13 protein-coding genes are annotated in these 16,661 nt (G+C 70.8%); 11 read left to right on the top strand and 2 right to left on the bottom strand.

The genetic code is table 11. The annotated features are described in order from the left end of the window. The first annotated feature begins 59 nt into the window (after positions 1–59). Genes Pka01_RS28965 through Pka01_RS28955 form a run of 3 tightly spaced genes read left to right on the top strand, consistent with a single transcriptional unit; the run spans position 60 to position 3,086 of the window. The gene (locus Pka01_RS28965; RefSeq protein WP_203886078.1) at positions 60–1,085 is read left to right on the top strand and encodes a FecCD family ABC transporter permease; all 1,026 of its coding nucleotides are present in this window, start codon (positions 60–62) and stop codon (positions 1,083–1,085) included. A gap of 2 nt (positions 1,086–1,087) precedes the next feature. Continuing rightward, entirely contained in the window at positions 1,088–2,200 is a 1,113-nt protein-coding gene (locus Pka01_RS28960) for a FecCD family ABC transporter permease (RefSeq protein WP_203886077.1), read from the top strand. A gap of 4 nt (positions 2,201–2,204) precedes the next feature. Further along, positions 2,205–3,086 carry an ABC transporter ATP-binding protein gene (locus Pka01_RS28955; protein ID WP_203886076.1) on the top strand — a complete coding sequence of 294 codons (882 nt, stop codon included), beginning with the start codon at positions 2,205–2,207 and terminating at the stop codon, positions 3,084–3,086. Here the strand turns inward: Pka01_RS28955 and Pka01_RS28950 are convergent. Then, positions 3,070–4,017 (bottom strand): methionyl-tRNA formyltransferase, encoded by a 948-nt coding sequence (locus Pka01_RS28950; protein WP_239115484.1) that lies wholly within the window; start codon positions 4,015–4,017, stop codon positions 3,070–3,072. The two genes, Pka01_RS28955 and Pka01_RS28950, sit on opposite strands and share 17 nt — an antisense overlap. A gap of 88 nt (positions 4,018–4,105) precedes the next feature. On the opposite strand from Pka01_RS28950, the gene Pka01_RS28945 reads away from it, so the two are divergent. Further along, positions 4,106–5,431 carry a lysine N(6)-hydroxylase/L-ornithine N(5)-oxygenase family protein gene (locus Pka01_RS28945; RefSeq protein ID WP_239115482.1) on the top strand — a complete coding sequence of 442 codons (1,326 nt, stop codon included), beginning with the start codon at positions 4,106–4,108 and terminating at the stop codon, positions 5,429–5,431. A 98-nt stretch (positions 5,432–5,529) separates the two neighbouring features. Here the strand turns inward: Pka01_RS28945 and Pka01_RS28940 are convergent, their stop codons facing one another. After that, positions 5,530–6,198 carry a DUF4190 domain-containing protein gene (locus Pka01_RS28940; protein ID WP_203886073.1) on the bottom strand — a complete coding sequence of 223 codons (669 nt, stop codon included), beginning with the start codon at positions 6,196–6,198 and terminating at the stop codon, positions 5,530–5,532. Positions 6,199–6,734: 536 nt separating this feature from the next. On the opposite strand from Pka01_RS28940, the gene Pka01_RS28935 reads away from it, so the two are divergent. From Pka01_RS28935 to gnd, 7 genes are all read left to right on the top strand, one after another. Further along, the gene (locus tag Pka01_RS28935; protein ID WP_203886072.1) at positions 6,735–8,465 is read left to right on the top strand and encodes an MFS transporter; all 1,731 of its coding nucleotides are present in this window, start codon (positions 6,735–6,737) and stop codon (positions 8,463–8,465) included. Positions 8,466–8,632: 167 nt separating this feature from the next. Then, positions 8,633–9,112, top strand: a complete 480-nt coding sequence (locus tag Pka01_RS28930; RefSeq protein WP_203886071.1) for a MarR family winged helix-turn-helix transcriptional regulator — start codon at positions 8,633–8,635, stop codon at positions 9,110–9,112. Positions 9,113–9,185: 73 nt separating this feature from the next. Next, the gene (locus tag Pka01_RS28925; protein WP_203886070.1) at positions 9,186–9,986 is read left to right on the top strand and encodes a maleylpyruvate isomerase family mycothiol-dependent enzyme; all 801 of its coding nucleotides are present in this window, start codon (positions 9,186–9,188) and stop codon (positions 9,984–9,986) included. A 254-nt stretch (positions 9,987–10,240) separates the two neighbouring features. Next, positions 10,241–11,632 carry a glucose-6-phosphate dehydrogenase gene (gene zwf / locus Pka01_RS28920; protein WP_203886069.1) on the top strand — a complete coding sequence of 464 codons (1,392 nt, stop codon included), beginning with the start codon at positions 10,241–10,243 and terminating at the stop codon, positions 11,630–11,632. A gap of 103 nt (positions 11,633–11,735) precedes the next feature. Continuing rightward, on the top strand, positions 11,736–13,808 hold the full coding sequence (gene tkt / locus Pka01_RS28915) for a transketolase (RefSeq protein WP_203886068.1): 2,073 nt from the start codon (positions 11,736–11,738) through the stop codon (positions 13,806–13,808). Between the two features lie 99 nt (positions 13,809–13,907). Then, on the top strand, positions 13,908–15,533 hold the full coding sequence (gene pgi / locus Pka01_RS28910; protein ID WP_203886067.1) for a glucose-6-phosphate isomerase: 1,626 nt from the start codon (positions 13,908–13,910) through the stop codon (positions 15,531–15,533). Positions 15,534–15,577: 44 nt separating this feature from the next. Then, positions 15,578–16,609, top strand: coding sequence for a phosphogluconate dehydrogenase (NAD(+)-dependent, decarboxylating) (gene gnd, locus Pka01_RS28905; RefSeq protein ID WP_239115479.1), 1,032 nt, complete (start codon positions 15,578–15,580; stop codon positions 16,607–16,609). Positions 16,610–16,661: the final 52 nt, after the last annotated feature.

The raw sequence follows: 16,661 nt of genomic DNA, 5'->3' as shown, positions 1-16,661 counted from the left end.
GCCGGGCTAGAGTTAAGGCCTGCCTAACCTAAGGAAGCTGAGTCGTTGGAGAGAGCCCGGTGACGCGGGGCAGGGCCCTTCGGCCCGTCCTTCTCGTGGCGGTGCTCACCGCCCTCCTCGTGGTGCTCTGCCTGCTGTCGATTGCGCTCGGCGCGCTGAGCATCCCGCTCGACGAGGTGGTGCGCGCGCTGTTCGGTCAGCCGGGGAGCGCACGCGTGGACAACGTCATCTGGTCGGTGCGGATCCCGCGCACGACCCTCGGCCTCACGGCCGGCGCGGCGCTCGGCCTGGCCGGCGCGCTCATGCAGGCCCTGACCCGCAACCCGCTCGCCGACCCGGGGATACTCGGGATCAGCGCGGGCGCCGCATTCGCGATCGTCGTGTCGATCGCGTTCCTGGGCGTCGGGTCGCTGCTCGGGTCCATCTGGTTCGCCTTCGCGGGCGCGCTCGTGGCGAGCGTGGTCGTCTACCTTCTCGGCGGACTGGGACGTTCGGGACAGACACCGGTGAAGCTGGCGCTGGCCGGAGTCGCCGTGACCTCGTTGCTGACCTCCCTGACGGGCGCCGTCGCGCTGACCGATCCCGACGCGCTTAACCGCTACCGGTTCTGGAACGCGGGATCGCTCGCCGACAGGGACGCCAGTGTGGTGCTCCAGGTCTTGCCGTTCCTCGTCGTGGGCGCCGTACTCGCGCTGTCGAGCGCGCCCGCGCTCAACAGCCTCGCCCTCGGCGACGACGTGGCCGCCTCGCTCGGGCGGCGGCTCGGCCTGGTGCGGCTGCAGGGGGTGGCCGCGGTCACCCTGCTGACGGGTGCGGCGGTGGTGGCCATCGGGCCCGTCGTGTTCGTCGGGTTGGTGGTCCCGCACGTCGCGCGGGTCCTCGCGCAGCAGGCCGGCGTCGGCCCCGACCACCGATGGCTGCTGCCGCTGTCCGCCGTGCTCGCGCCCTGCATGGTCCTCGCGGCGGACATCATCGGGCGGCTGGTCGTGCGGCCGAGTGAGATCCAGGCGGGGATCCTGGTCGCGTTCATCGGCGCACCCTTCTTCATCGCCCTGGTGCGCCGTCGCAGGCTCGCGGAGGTGTGAGCGTGACACCGTCCCCCTCCGCGTCGCCCACCTCCGCATCGTCAGCCTCCCCCTCGTCCACCGCCGTCACGGGCTCCTCCCGCCGCACGTTCCGGCTCGCCGTGCCGCCCGTCTCCGGCGTCCTGCGGCCCAGGCTCGCCGCGGTCTGCGCGGCACTGGCAGCCGGCACCTTCCTGGTCTTCTGCTGGGGGGTGACGATCGGCGACTACCCGATCGGCCTGGGCGAGGTGATGAAGGCCCTCACGGGCTCGGGCGACCCGGGAACTCTGCTGGTCGTCAGGGAGTTACGGCTGCCGCGCGCCGTGGTGGGCCTGCTTGCCGGCGTCGCGTTCGCCGTCTCCGGCGCCCTGTTCCAGACGATGACCCGCAACCCGCTGGCCAGCCCGGACATGATCGGCATCATCGAGGGCGCGGGGACCGCCGTCGTCGCCGGCATCGTCCTCGGCTGGGACGGCGGGCTCGGCAGCCAGGCGCTCGGCCTGCTCGGCGCGCTCGCCACCGCACTCGTCGTCTACGTGCTGGCCTGGCGCCGCGGGACCACCGGCTACCGGATCGTCCTGGTGGGCGTCGGCGTCGCGTGGATGTGCACGAGCGCGACCGACTACCTGATAGCGCGCGGCGGGCGGTTCCAGGCGCAGGCCGCGATGGGCTGGCTCGTGGGCAACCTCAACGGCCGCGACTGGCCGCAGGTGGGCCCGCTCGCCGTCGCCGTGGCCGTCCTGGTGCCCGCCGCGCTGCTGCTCGGCCGCTGGATGCGGACGCTCCAGCTCGGCGACGACCTGGCCACGAGTCTCGGGACTCCGGTGCAACGGGTCCGGCTCGCGCTGCTGCTGGTCGGCGTCGGCCTGGTCGCCTTCGCCACCGCGGCGGCCGGCCCGGTCGCGTTCGTCGCGCTGGCCGCGCCGCAGATCGCGCAGCGCCTGGCGGGAACGGCCTGGCCGCCTCTGGTCGCGTCGGGACTGACGGGGGCGCTCGCCGTCCTGTCGGCCGACCTCATCGCGCGCACGCTCATCCCCGGCACCGAGCTGCCGGTGGGAATCGTCACCGGCGTGCTCGGCGCGCCGGTTCTGCTCTGGCTACTCATCCGCGCCAACCGCGCGGGCTCAGGAGGCTGAACGGATGTCGACCACAAGCCCGGACCTGCGGGCGAGCGGGCTGCGTCTGGCGTACGACGACCGGCTGATCGTCGACGACCTCGACCTGGCCGTCCCGCCCGGCCGCGTGACCGCCATCGTCGGCGCCAACGCCTGCGGCAAGTCGACACTGCTGCGCGCCCTCGCCCGCCTGCTGGCGCCCAGGGGCGGCGCCGTACGGCTCGACGGGCGGGCCCTGCAGTCGGTGTCGACGAGGGAACTGGCCCAGCGGCTCGGAATCCTGCCGCAGTCCCCGGTGGCCCCCGAGGGGCTGACCGTCATCGACCTGGTCAGCCGGGGCCGGTCTCCCCATCAGACATGGTGGCGGCAGTGGTCGGAGACCGACGAGCGCGCCGTCGCCGGCGCGCTGGCCGCGACGGGGCTGACCGACCTCGCCGACCGTCCCGTCGACGAGCTCTCCGGCGGCCAGCGTCAGCGTGCCTGGATCGCGATGGCCGTCGCCCAGGGCACCGAGGTGCTGCTCCTGGACGAGCCGACCACCTATCTGGACCTGGCCCATCAGATCGACGTCCTGGACCTCGTCACCGACCTCAACCGGCGGGAGAACCGCACGGTCGTGATGGTCCTGCACGACCTCAACCATGCCTGCAGGTACGCCGACCACGTCGTCGCCATGAAGGCGGGGCGGATCGTCGCCGAGGGCGCGCCCGCCGACGTCATCACCGCCCGATCGGTCGAGGAGGTCTTCGACCTGCGCTGCCAGGTGATGACGGACCCGGTCAGCGGCACGCCTCTCGTCATCCCGATGGGCCGCCACCACGACGGGGCGGGCGCGGACACGGCGGACGGCGCCGCCGAGCTCAGGGCCGTCGAGGTCAGCGCAGCCGAGGTCAGGGCCGCGCGGTGAGGTAGCCGCCCATGGCGCTGAAGTAGTCGGCGGCCGCGTGCTCGACGCCGTCGTCGGTGCGCAGCCGCCGGACCGCCAATCCGTGCCGCCTGCCGTTCCTGGCGTCGGCGCCGGCGACGATGACGACGCCGTCACCCTCGCGGATGAAGACGCGCCCGGGGGTGCCCCCGTAACGCGCCTGGGAGATCGTGGCGGACACGATCCGGATGCGCTCGCCGCGGTGGTAGGTGAACGCGTTGGGGTACGGGTCGGACTGCGCGCGCACCAGGCGCTCGAGGTCCTCGGCGGGCCAGGTCCAGTCGATCCGGCTGTCCTCGATCGACCGCTTGTGGAAGAAGCTCGCGTCGGCGCGGTTCTGCGGCACCCACTCGGCACGGCCCGCCGCGATGAGGTCGAGCCCTTCGCGCACGATCGGCCCGATCAGGTCGACCGTGCGGTGGAAGAGGTCGGCCGCGGTGTCCGACGGCCCCACGGGCACGGCCCGTTGCAGCAGGACGTCGCCGGCGTCCAGTTCGGCGTTCATGCGGTGGGCCGTGACGCCGACCTCCTTCTCCCCGTTGATGAGCGCCCAGATCAGCGGGGAGAAGCCCGCGTAGGCGGGCAGCAGCGAGTCGTGCACGTTGAGCGTGCCGTAAGGCGGGAGGTCGAAGATCTCGGGGGGCAGCCAGGTCCGCCAGTTGTTGGCCACGATGATGTCGGGCGCCGCGTCGCGGATCGCCGCGAGGAGTTCGGCGTCGTCGGGCCGGTTGCGCAGCAGCACCGGCAGGTCGTGCTCGGCCGCGAGGTCGGCGACGGAGTCGTCCCAGATCTTCTCGTACGCGTGGTCGCTCCTGGGGTGGGTGACGACGAGCACCACCTCGTGGCCGGAGTCCAGCAGAGCCTGCAGCGTGCGGTGGCCCCAGGTCTGGTAGCCGAACATGGCGACCCGCATGGTGTGGATCCTCTCGGTCGAAACCCGTTCTTGCAAGGTAAGGCTAACCTTATCTAGCATGTGGCCCGCTGAGGGAGGCGATGCCGCGGTGAAGACACTGCAGAGTGGTCCGGACACCATCTACGACGTCCTGGGGATCGGCTTCGGGCCGTCGAATCTGGCGCTCGCGATAGCCGTGGAGGAGCACAACGCAGCACTGCCCGCAGGTGAGCGCATCCGTGCCGGGTTCCTGGAGAAGCAGCCGCGCTTCGGCTGGCACCGGGGGATGCTCATCGACGACGCCACGATGCAGGTGTCCTTCCTGAAGGACCTGGTCACCATGCGCGACCCGACGAGCGACTACAGCTTCCTGTCCTACCTGCGGGAACAGGGCAGGCTCGTGGACTTCCTCAACCAGAAGACGCTCTTCCCGCTGCGCGTCGAGTTCCACGACTACTTCGAGTGGGCCGCGGCGCGGGTCGACGACCTGGTCGAGTACTCCGCGGAGGTCGTGGCCGTGGAACCGGTGACGTCGGAAGACGGCGAGGTCCGCTGGTTCGACGTCGTCAGCCGCGACCGGTCCGCCGTCGGGGGCACGGTCGTCCGGCGGGCCCGCAACGTCTCCGTGGCCGTCGGGCTGGAACCCCACCTGCCGCCCGGCACGGTCCTGTCCGACCGCGTGTGGCACAACAGCGAGCTGATCCCGCGCGTCGCGGAACTGTCCGGCGCCGGAGTGCCCGTCCGGCGGGCCATCGTCCTCGGCGCCGGGCAGAGCGCCGCCGAGGCGGTCGACTACCTGCACCGCACCTTCCCGGACGCCGAGGTCTGCGCGGTGTTCGCCAAGTACGGCTACACCCCCGCGGACGACAGCCCGTTCGCGAACAGGATCTTCGATCCGGAAGCCGTCGACGTGTACTTCAACTCGCCGCCCGGCGTGAAGCAGTCACTCGTCGACTACCACCGCGGCACCAACTACTCGGTGGTCGACATGGACCTCATCGAGTCGCTGTACGCGGCGATGTACCGCGAGAAGGTTCAGGGGCGGGAGCGCCTGCGCATGCTCAACGTCTCGCGCATCAGGGACGTCCGGCCCGTCGAGAGCCGCCTCGACGTCACCGTGGAGTTCCTGCCGACCGGTGAGCGCGAGGTGCTCAGCTCCGACGTGCTGGTGCACGCGACGGGCTACCGTCCGCACGACATCGGCACGGTGCTGGGCGAGGCCGCCAAGCTCTGCCTGCGGGACGAGGAGGACGCCGTCCGCGTCGCCCGCGACCATCGCCTTGAGCTGACCCCGGGCGTGACGGCGGGCATCTACCTCCAGGGCGGGACCGAGCACAGCCACGGCCTCGCCTCCACCCTGCTGTCCACGACGGCCGTCCGGGCGGGCGAGATCCGCGACTCCCTGCTCACCCGCCGGATGGCCGAGGCGTCCTGACGCAGCCGCACGAGGGCTGTCCCTGTGCTCGAGACCCGGGACGGTCCGCCGCACGCCCCGCGCGTCGCGACAGCCACGCGCGGGAGCGTCCCGGACTTCTACTGGGTCTGCGCGCCCAAGGTGCACAGGGAGATGACGGCGTTGGCGTCCTTGGTGAGCCTTGCCTCCATGTCGGAGGACGGCGCGGTCTGCTCGTTGAGCGCCGTGAGGAGCTCGTCGTAGTCGCCCGCCAGCGTGGTCATCGCCTTGCGCACCTCGTCCTTCTCGGACTTGTCCGCGGCGGCGTTGAGCTTCGAGACGATCGACGTCAGCTCCTTCTTGAGCGCGGTGGGCTCCGACGAGAGCTTGAGGGCGTCGTCGACGAGCACCTTCTGCCCGGAGACGCAGCCGGGGTCGAGGACGGTCGCGACGTTCTTGCCGACGGTGTTGACCACGACGATGGTCAGCCCGGTCCAGCCCGCCGTGACGAGCAGCGAGATGATGATGCCGGCGATCGCCAGGCCCCTGCCCTTCCCGCCGCGCTTGGGGGCCTGGACCAGGCCGACGATGCTCAGGATGAACCCGATCGGGGAGATCAGGAACGCCAGGATGAATCCGGCGACGGCGACGCCGTTCGAGGACTTCGCCGGAGGCACGGCGCCGTATCCGTACGGATCACCACCCGGGTAACCGGGCTGACCGGGGTAACCGGGCTGACCCGGCTGACCGGGGAATTCGCCGTGAGGCTGACCGGGGTGACCGGCGGGGGGCGGTACGGGGGAGCTCATAGTCTCATCCATTCGAGAATTTCTTGATTCGCGGCATCCGGGGAACAGGTCCGGATCGAGCGACCTTGGCACGTTCCCGTGAGCGCGAACGTGCGCTCCGGGCGGCGACGGTAAGGGAAGACCGGCACAGACGTGGTCCAGACGTGGTCCGGCAAACGTCCGGCGGTCAGGTCATCCGAGCCTCAATTCGCGTTCACGCTCCGCATCAGGTCGTGACGCGAATATCTCCAGACAGCCCGAATCAGGCCGTTCGGGACTTTACTGGTGGCGTTCTTGTTGGACAAGTTCCCTGTTCGCGGATCCGGTGAATCGAATCCGAACAGAAGCCGAAGGTTCGTCGAAGATCACCGAACTCACCGGCCGGGCCGACGGCACGTCCTCCCCCGGAGACGAGGCCACCAGGCCATTCGCGGACAGAGCACATCGGTGGCGGACGATCTACACAAGGCATGCCGGATCTGGGCGGCGCCACTCCGGACGGCTCCCATATAGTTAGTTGACCTAAATTAACTAAACACCCGGAGGGGGCTGGCCGAATGGCGGCCGAGGGAACACTCGAGACCACGTCGAAGCGCAGGTGGGGTGGTACGCCGCGGATCGACTCCGATCACCCCCACTACAAGTGGGTTGCACTGTCCAACACGACCCTGGGCACGCTGATCGCCACGATCAACAGCTCGATCGTGCTGATCTCGCTTCCGGCGATCTTCAACGGGATTCGGCTCGATCCCCTGCAGCCCGGCAACGTCAGCTACCTGCTCTGGATGCTGATGGGCTACATGCTGGTCAGCGCCGTGCTCGTGGTCAGCCTGGGCAGGCTCGGCGACATCTTCGGACGCATCAAGATCTACAACGCCGGCTTCCTCCTGTTCACGCTGACGTCGATCGCGCTGTCGTTCGACCCGTACCAGGGAGGCGCCGGCGCGCTCTGGCTGATCGGCTGGCGGGTCGCGCAGGCCGTCGGCGGCTCCATGCTGATGGCGAACTCGGCGGCGATCATCACCGACGCGTTCCCCGCCCGGCAGCGCGGCATGGCGCTCGGCGTGAACATCGTGGCCGGCATCGCGGGCTCGTTCATCGGCCTGGTGCTGGGCGGCCTGCTCGCCGAGTGGAACTGGCGGTCGATCTTCTGGATCAACGTGCCGATCGGCGTGGTGGGGACCATCTGGGCCTACCGCTCCCTGCACGACACCGGCGTGCGCCGTCCCGCGAAGATCGACTGGTGGGGCAACGTCACCTTCGCCGTCGGGCTCACCGCGCTGCTCGCCGGCATCACGTACGGCATCCAGCCGTACGGCGGGCACACGATGGGGTGGACGAGCCCGTGGGTGCTCACGGGCCTGATCGGCGGCGTCGTCCTGCTCGCGCTCTTCTGCTACATCGAGACCCGGGTCACCGACGCCATGTTCCCGCTGAAGCTGTTCCGCAACGCGGTCTTCGCCGGCGGCAACGCCGCGACCCTGCTGGGGTCGATCGGACGCGGCGGCCTGCAGTTCATGCTCATCATCTGGCTGCAGGGCATCTGGCTGCCCCTGCACGGCTACAACTACGAGGACACTCCCCTGTGGGCCGGCATCTACCTGCTGCCGCTCACGGTCGGGTTCCTGGCCGCGGGTCCGCTCGCCGGCTACCTGTCCGACAGGTTCGGCGCCCGCCTGTTCGCCGCGAGCGGCCTCGTGCTCATGGCGGTGTCGTTCCTCGGGCTGCTCGCGCTGCCGACGGACTTCGACTACTGGGCCTTCGCGGCGCTCATCTTCCTCAACGGCCTCAGCGGCGGCCTGTACGCCGCGCCCAACACGTCCCTGATCATGTCGGCCGTGCCGGCGGAGGCCCGCGGCGCCGCCTCCGGCATGCGGGCCACCTTCCAGAACGCCGGCATGGTGCTGTCGATCGGCGTCTTCTTCTCGCTGATGGTGGCCGGTCTCGCGAGCTCGCTGCCGCACACGCTCAGCACGGGTCTCGCCGCCCAGGGAGTCCCCGCGGCATCGGCGAACGCGATCGCCGCGCTGCCCCCGGTGGGCACCCTGTTCGCCGCGTTCCTGGGCTACAACCCGATCCAGCAACTCCTCGGGCCGCAGGTGCTCGGGCAGCTTCCCGCAACCAACGCGCACACCCTCACCGGGCGGGAGTTCTTCCCGAACCTCATCACCGGCCCCTTCCACGACGGGCTCGTGGTGGTGTTCTGGCTCGCGATCGTCATCTCGCTCGTCGCGGCGGTCGCGTCCCTCATCCGCGGCCGCGAGGAGGCCGCGGCCCCCACCCGATAACGTTGGGGCCCCCGCGTGTGCGGTGGGCACACCGGAGTTGACGGACCGTCACGGTCCCGCCCGCACGGCGGGGCGTCCGGCGCCCCCCGTCGCGGGGTGGGACCGCGAAGTCCCGGCCCGTACGGTAGAGATGGTTGCGGCAGGTCAGCGGAAGAGCCGGAGGAACGATGGGTGACCCGACCGGGCAGGACACCCGGCAGGCCACGGGTGGGGATCTCGACCCGGAGGAGGTGGGCAGGCTCCGGCTGGTGATCGCCAGGCTGCACCGCCAGATGGCGCAGGCGTCCGGCAGCCAGGACCTCACCTTCGCGCAACTGTCCGCCCTCGCGCGGATCGAGCAGCGCGGCCCGATCCGGCTGGGCGAGCTGGCCACGCGGGAAGGCGTCTCCGCACCCTCGATGACCCGGACCATCACTCCCCTGTCCGCGGCCGGGCTCATCGGCAAGGCGCCCGACCCCGACGACGGCCGGTCGTTCCTGGTGGCCATCACGGCGACCGGCAGGAGGGCGCTCGCGCGCATCCGCAGGGAGCGGTCTGCGCTGCTCGCCCGGCGCATCGACAGGCTGGACCAGCGGCAGCGCGAGGCGCTGGCGGCGGCCATCCCGATCCTCGAGATGCTCGTGGACGAGACCGCCGAACGATCCTGACGCCGGGGAATCCCGGCGGGCGATCCGTGCTCGAGACTCCCTGCCCTCCGGTTGTCGATCTATGCTCGAGCCCATGAGCTCAGGCGAACGCGGCCGATCGCACGAGGACAACTGCGCGCTCCTCAGCGCCGAGATCGACCGGTTGGTGGACGGCGTGCGGGGCGGCGACCCCGCGGCCGAGGTCCCCAGCTGCCCCGGGTGGACCCTGCTGAGGCTGCTGAAGCACGTCGGCGTCGTCCACCGCTGGGTGCGCCATCTCGTCGCCGAGCGGGTCACCGAGCCCCTGTGGCCCCGCGAGGTCCCGGTCGCCATGCCCGGCGACCCCGGCGCGTACCCGGACTGGCTGGCGGAGGGAGGCGCCGAGCTGGTCGCCGCGTTGCGGGCCGCCGATCCCGGCACTCCGGTGTGGTCGTGGAGCGCACGGCCCGACGCGGGTTTCTGGGCTCGGCGGATGTTGCACGAGACCACGGTCCACCGCGCCGACGCCGAACTGGCCCTCGGTCGCGATCCTCACATCGAGGCCGGCACGGCCGCCGACGGCGTCGACGAGTTCCTCGCCCTCATCGAGACGGCCCCGTGGATGGCCGAGCCCCTGCGGGAGCTGGGCGGGGCCGGGGAGATCCTCCACTTCCACGCGACCGACGTCCCGGCCGCCGGTGACCGCCCGCACTTGTCCGGGGAGTGGACGATCACCCTCAGCCCCGGCATGTTCACCTGGACGCACGGCCACGGCAAGGGGGACGTCGCAGTGCGCGGGCCCGTGAGCGACCTCCTGCTCCTGCTGTACGGCCGCCGCGAGCCGTTCGGCGGCGGCTTCGAGGTGTTCGGCGACCGCGACCTGCTCGCCCGCTGGCTGGCGAAGACCGCGCTCTGAGCCGCCCGGCCCTCTCCGGTGATCATGGTCGCGTCCAGCCCGCTGTTCCGCAGATGTGTCGTGACCGGGTCTCCCTTGTGCTCCTGGCTCGTCCTCTCGCCTTGAAGCGACGACACCCCACTGCGCTTTAACGCCATATAAGCGGTATGCGTGCTTTATATCCATATGGGTGACATGTGGGTATAGCTGCGAGGAAGGGAACGTCCGGGGCAGGCCCCGCCTCTCATCCCGGCGGGCGGCGTGGAGGGGGCACCGTGAACGAGCGACCGGGGCAGGTCCTGGTGTTGTACGGCATCACCGGGGACCTCGCGAGGAAACTGGTTCTTCCCGCGCTGTACCGGCTCACGCTCCGCAAGAAACTCGACGTGCCGATCATCGGCGTCGCCCACGGTCACCTGGATCGCGGACAGCTCCACCGGCACGTGCACGACAGCGTCGCGGCCGCGTGCGGGCAGGTCGACGAGGCGGCGGTCGAGTCGCTCGTCTCCCGGACCGAACTGGTCTCGGGCGAGCTGGCCGACCACGCGACCTACGAAGGCGTCGGCCGCGCGATCGGCGACCGGGGATTCGCCGTGCACTACCTGGCCGTGCCGCCCTCCCTGTTCGCGCAGATCGCCCAGGGGCTGGACGCGGCGGGTCTCACGGCCGACGCGCGACTGGTGGTGGAGAAGCCGTTCGGGGACGACCTCGAGTCGGCCGAGCGCCTCAACGAGGAACTCCACCGGCACTTCCCCGAGGAGCGGTTGCTGCGCGTCGACCACTTCCTCGGCAAGGACGCCGTGGAGAACCTCCTGATGTTCCGCTTCGCCAACAGCATCCTCGAGCCGGTCTGGAACCGGGCGCACGTCGCCTCCGTCCAGATCACGATGGCCGAGTCGTTCGACGTCGCCGATCGCGGCCGGTTCTACGACGCGGTCGGCACCGTCAGGGACGTCGTGCAGAACCACCTGCTGCAGGTGCTGGCCTACCTCACGATGGACCCGCCGTCCGACGAAAGCGCGGAGGCCGAGCGCGACGAGAAGCGGCGGCTGCTGTGCGCGGTCCGGGCCATCGAACCTGGCGAGACGGTACGCGGCCAGTACGACGGCTACCTGGACACGCCGGGCGTCGCCGCGGGGTCGACGACGGAGACGTACGCGGCCATGCGGCTATGGATCGACAACTGGCGCTGGGCCGACGTCCCCTTCCTCATCAGGGCGGGCAAGGCCCTCGCGGTCACCACGACCGAGATAGCCGTCGAGTTCCACCGCCCGCCGCGCACCCTGTTCCTGTCCCCCGACTGCGACCGTCCCCCGCCCAACATCGTGCGGTTCCGGCTCCAGCCCGGTCCGGGGGTGACGTTCGACCTGCTCGCCAAGGATCCGGCGACGACCGCGGGCACCCGCGAGGTGAAGGTCTCCGTCGACTTCGCGAGTCAGCTGGGCTACACCGAGAGCGCCTACGAGCGAATCTTCGCCGGTGCGTTGTCCGGAGACCCGCGGAACTTCGCCCGTGAGGACACCGTCGAGGAGGCCTGGCGCATCGTCGACCCCATCCTCGACGCCAAGCACGCGCCGGAGCCGTACGCGCGGGGCAGTTGGGGTCCGGACTCGGCGGACCGGCTCGCCCCCGGCGGCCGCTGGATTCCCACCGAGGTCCGCGCATGACCGCGGCCGCCCGGCCCGCGGCCGTGCCGCCGGGACACGCCGGGGCCCCGCTTCCGAGGGCGGGCCGGGCCGGGTCCCGGCATCGAAGGGAGGCGCGCCGATCATGACCGACCTCGACACGCTGTCGATCAACACCATCCGCGGCCTGTGCGTCGACGCCGTGCAGAAGGCGAACTCCGGGCACCCCGGCACCCCGCTGGGCATGGCCCCCGTGGCGTACACCCTGTGGCAGCGGTTCCTGCGGTTCGACCCCGACGACCCGATCTGGCCGAACCGCGATCGTTTCGTTCTCTCGGAGGGCCACGCCTCGGCCCTGCTGTGGTCCCTGTTCCACCTGAGCGGCGTACGGGCCGTCGACCCGGACTACGAGATCCTCGGCCACCAGGCCGTCACGCTCGACGACCTGAAGACGTTCCGCCAGCTCGGCTCGCATGCTCCGGGGCATCCCGAATACCACCTGACCAGCGGCGTCGAGTCGACCACCGGCCCGCTCGGCCAGGGCGTGGCGACCTCGGTCGGCATGGCCATAGGCGGCAGGTGGCTCGCCGCCCGGTACAACCGGGAGGGGTTCCGGCTGTTCGACTTCGACGTGTACGCGCTGGCGGGCGACGGCTGCATGATGGAGGGCGTCTCGTCGGAGGCCGCCTCGCTCGCGGGCCATCTGGGGCTGGACAACCTGTGCTGGATCTACGACTCCAACCGGGTGACCATCGAGGGCCACACCGGCATCACCTTCACCGAGGACGTCGCCGCCCGGTTCATCGCGTACGGCTGGAACGTCACGACGGTGGCGGACGCCAACGATCTCGACCAGGTGAGCCGCGCGCTGCACACGTTCAGGGCCGAGCACGAGCGCCCCACCCTCGTGGTGGTGCACAGCCACATCGGCTACGGCTCCCCCGTCGAGGGCACTCCGAAGGCCCACGGGGAGCCGCTGGGACCCGACGGCGTCAGGGCGGCGAAACGCTTCTTCGGCCTGCCGGAGGACGTCGACTTCCACGTCCCGCCGGAGGTCTACGACTGCTTCGCCCGGGGCGTCAAGGAACGCGGCGGCGAGGCGCGGGCCGCCTGGGCGGTGACCCTCCAGGCGTACCGGCAGGCCCACCCGGGTCTCGCGGACGAACTCGACCGGATCCAGCGCAGGGAGCTTCCCGACGGCTGGGAGGACGCGCTGCCCGTCTTCCCGCCCGACCCCAAGGGACTCGCCACCCGCGACTCCTCCGGGCGCGTGCTCAACGCGCTCGCGCAGGCGATCCCGTGGTTGGTCGGCGGCTCCGCCGATCTGTCCCCCTCGACGAAGACGCATCTGTCCTTCGAGGGCGCGGGCGACTTCCAGCCTGACGAGCCGGGCGGGCGCAACCTCCACTTCGGCGTCCGGGAGCACGCGTCCGCCGCCGCCGCGAACGGCCTGGCCCTCACCAAGCTCCGTCCGTTCTGGTCGGGCTTCCTGATCTTCTCCGACTACGCGCGGGGAGCCATCCGGCTGTCGGCGCTGATGGAGATCCCGGTGCTGCACATCTTCACGCACGACTCGATCGGCGTCGGCGAGGACGGGCCGACGCACCAGCCGGTCGAACAGCTCGCCGCGCTGCGCGCGACGCCCGGCCTGCTGGTGTTCCGGCCCGCCGACGCGAACGAGGTGGTGGAGACCTGGCGGGTGGTGGCCGGGCTGCGGCACGAGCCGGCCGCGCTGGTGTTGTCCAGGCAGGCGCTGCCCACGCTCGACCGGTCGCGCTACGCCGCAGCCTCCGGGGTGGCCAGGGGCGCGTACGTGCTCGCGGACGCGCCCTCGGGCGACCCGGACGTCATCCTCCTCGCCACGGGTTCCGAGGTGTCGATCGCCCTCGCCGCCCGCGACGACCTCGCCGGCGAAGGCATCGACGCCCGCGTGGTGAGCATGCCGTGCTGGGAGCTGTTCGACCGCCAGCCGAGGGAGTACCGCGACCTGGTCCTGCCGCCGTCCGTGAAGGCCAGGGTGGCGATCGAGCAGGCGTCGACCCTCGGCTGGGACCGCTACGTCGGCGACGGGGGCGCCGTCGTCGGCATGCACACGTTCGGCGCGTCCGCGCCGCTCAAGCAGTTGCTCACGAAGTTCGGCTTCACACCGGAACGGGTGGCGGGCATCGCCCGCGAGCTCGTGACCGGCGCGCACGCGCCCGATCCGGGTCCCGGGTGAACGGTGAACCGGACGCATGGGGAAGGATGCAACCACTGACACTTTGCAGGTCTGACCGCCGCGCGGCGGCCACCTCGCCAGCGACCGGAGGATTCACCGATGCCCACGACCCCGCTCCGCGACCGCGCCTCATGGAAGGCGCTCGAGCGGCACCACGCCGAGATCAGCGGACGCCACCTGCGCGAGCTGTTCGCCGAGGACCCGGGGCGTGGCGAGCGCATGTCCGCGGAGGCGGCGGGGCTGTACCTCGACTACTCGAAGAACCGGGTGACGGGCGAAACGCTGAACCTGCTGAACGACCTCGCGCGGGAGTCGGAGCTGGAGCGGCGCAGGGACATGATGTTCCGCGGCGAGCAGATCAACACATCCGAGAAGAGGTCGGTGCTCCACGTCGCGCTGCGGATGCCGCGGGGCGCCACGCTGTCCGTCGACGGCGCCGACGTCGTCGCGGAGGTCCACGAGGTCCTCGACCGGATGGCCGAGTTCGCCCGTCACGTCCGGTCGGGACAGTGGAAGGGCCACACGGGCAAGCCCATCAGGAACATCGTCAACATCGGCATCGGCGGCTCCGACCTCGGGCCCGTCATGGCCTACGAGGCGCTGCGCCACTACAGCAAGCGGGACCTGAACTTCCGCTTCGTCTCCAACGTCGACTCGACCGACTTCGCGGAGGCGACGCACGACCTGTTCGCCGACGAGACGCTGTTCATCGTCAGCTCCAAGACGTTCGGCACGCTGGAGACGCTCACCAACGCCCACTCCGCGCGTGAGTGGGTCGTCGCCCAACTGGGCACCGACGAGGCGGTGGCGCGGCACTTCGTCGCGGTCTCCACGAACGCCGAGCGCGTCGCGGAGTTCGGCATCGACACCGCCAACATGTTCGGCTTCTGGGACTGGGTCGGCGGCCGCTACTCCATGGACTCGGCCATCGGCCTGTCGACGATGCTCGCCATCGGGCCCGAGCACTTCGGCGAGATGCTGGCCGGCTTCCACGAGATGGACGAGCACTTCCGCACGGCGCCGCTCGCGGAGAACCTGCCGGTCATCATGGGGTTGTTGTCGGTGTGGTACGTGAACTTCTTCGGTGTGGAAAGCGTCGGCGTCATGCCGTACGAGCAGTATCTGAAGCGGTTCCCCGCCTACCTGCAGCAGCTCACCATGGAGTCGAACGGCAAGCACGTGACGCTCGACGGCACGGTCGTCGGCTACGACACCGCGCCCGTCTACTGGGGCGAGCCCGGCACCAACGGTCAGCACAGCTTCTACCAGCTCCTCCACCAGGGGACGCGGCTGATCCCCGTCGACCTGATCGGTTTCGGCAAGAGCCTGAACCCGCTGGGCGACCACCACGACCTGCTGATGGCCAACGTCTTCGCGCAGGCGCAGGCCCTCGCCTTCGGCAAGACCGAGGAGGAGGTCAGGGCCGAGGGCACCCCGGACGACGTCGTCCCGCACCGGGTCATGCAGGGCAACCGCCCGACCAACGTCCTGCTCGCCGAGCGGCTCACCCCGAACGTGCTCGGCGCGCTGGTGGCGCTGTACGAGCACATCGTGTTCGTCCAGGGGACGATCTGGGGCATCGACTCCTTCGACCAGTGGGGTGTGGAGCTCGGCAAGGTGCTCGCCGGGCAGATCGCACCCGAGCTGATGAGCGACGAGGAGCCCGAGCTCGCCCACGACTCGTCCACCGACACCCTCATCCGCCGGTACAGGGGGCTGAAGTAGGCCTCACCTGAGCCCGGGGAAGGCCGGGCGGAACGGGAGGAGCAATGGCGACCGACAAGCCCATGCAGCTCGGGATGATCGGCCTCGGCCGGATGGGGGCCAACCTCGTCCGGAGACTGATGCGTGACGGCCATCGCTGCGTCGTCTACGACGTGAACGAGGGCGCGGTCCGCGAACTCGAGGGCGAGGGCGCGACCGGCGCCACCTCCCTGCAGGACTTCACCGCCAAGCTGGACAGGCCGCGGGCGATCTGGCTCATGTTGCCCGCGGCCGTCGTCGAGCCGATGCTCGGCAAGCTCACGGACCTGCTCGACGAGGACGACGTCGTGATCGACGGCGGCAACTCCTACTACCGCGACGACATCGTCCGGGCCAAGCGGCTCGCGGCGAAGGGGATCCACTACGTCGACTGCGGCACGTCAGGCGGGGTCTGGGGGCTCGAGCGCGGATACTGCCTCATGATCGGGGGCGAGGCCGCCGCCGTCACGCGGCTCGACCCCGTCTTCCGTACGATCGCGCCCGGCTCCGGCGGCGTCGTGCCCACGCCTAGCCGGGCACAGGGAGACGGGACCGCGTCCGAGGGCTACCTGCACTGCGGCCCGAGCGGCGCCGGGCACTTCGTGAAGATGGTCCACAACGGTGTCGAATACGGAATGATGGGCGCGATCGCCGAGGGCCTGTCCATCATCCGGCACGCCAACGTGGGCAAGGAAGGCCGGGAGGCCGACGCCGAGACGGCGCCGCTGCGCGATCCCGAGGCCTACCAGTACGACATCGACGTCGCCGAGGTCGCCGAAGTCTGGCGGCGCGGCTCGGTCATCTCGTCGTGGCTCGTCGACCTGCTCGCCGACGCGCTCGCGCGCTCGCCCCGGCTGGACGGCTTCGAAGGGCGCGTCTCCGACTCCGGCGAAGGCCGCTGGACGGTGGACGCGGCGATCGACGAGGGCGTCCCCGCCCCGGTCATCACGGCGGCGCTCATCGAGCGCTTCGAGTCTCGTGGGCTCGGGCACTTCACCGACGCCGCCCTGTCCGCCATGCGCAGCGAGTTCGGCGGCCACGCAGAAAAACACCCCTGACCTAGGCGTGATCATGCACAGGCTCGGCGAAGGCCCGCGCGACCTGCCCCCC

It is taken from the genome of Planotetraspora kaengkrachanensis (assembly GCF_016862895.1).
GTDB lineage: Bacteria > Actinomycetota > Actinomycetes > Streptosporangiales > Streptosporangiaceae > Planotetraspora > Planotetraspora kaengkrachanensis.
The sequence above is the reverse complement of the archived record's forward strand: the minus strand, read 5'-3'. Positions and strand labels throughout refer to the sequence as shown.

Excerpts from the sequence above, each read along its gene's own strand:
- Pka01_RS28955 (WP_203886076.1), top strand. The coding sequence starts at position 2,205 with ATGTCGACCACAAGCCCGGACCTGCGGGCGAGCGGGCTGCGTCTGGCG.
- Pka01_RS28950 (WP_239115484.1), bottom strand. The coding sequence starts at position 4,017 with ATGCGGGTCGCCATGTTCGGCTACCAGACCTGGGGCCACCGCACGCTG.
- gnd (WP_239115479.1), top strand. The coding sequence starts at position 15,578 with ATGGCGACCGACAAGCCCATGCAGCTCGGGATGATCGGCCTCGGCCGG.
- pgi (WP_203886067.1), top strand. The coding sequence starts at position 13,908 with ATGCCCACGACCCCGCTCCGCGACCGCGCCTCATGGAAGGCGCTCGAG.
- tkt (WP_203886068.1), top strand. The coding sequence starts at position 11,736 with ATGACCGACCTCGACACGCTGTCGATCAACACCATCCGCGGCCTGTGC.
- Pka01_RS28935 (WP_203886072.1), top strand. The coding sequence starts at position 6,735 with ATGGCGGCCGAGGGAACACTCGAGACCACGTCGAAGCGCAGGTGGGGT.
- Pka01_RS28930 (WP_203886071.1), top strand. The coding sequence starts at position 8,633 with ATGGGTGACCCGACCGGGCAGGACACCCGGCAGGCCACGGGTGGGGAT.
- Pka01_RS28925 (WP_203886070.1), top strand. The coding sequence starts at position 9,186 with ATGAGCTCAGGCGAACGCGGCCGATCGCACGAGGACAACTGCGCGCTC.
- Pka01_RS28940 (WP_203886073.1), bottom strand. The coding sequence starts at position 6,198 with ATGAGCTCCCCCGTACCGCCCCCCGCCGGTCACCCCGGTCAGCCTCAC.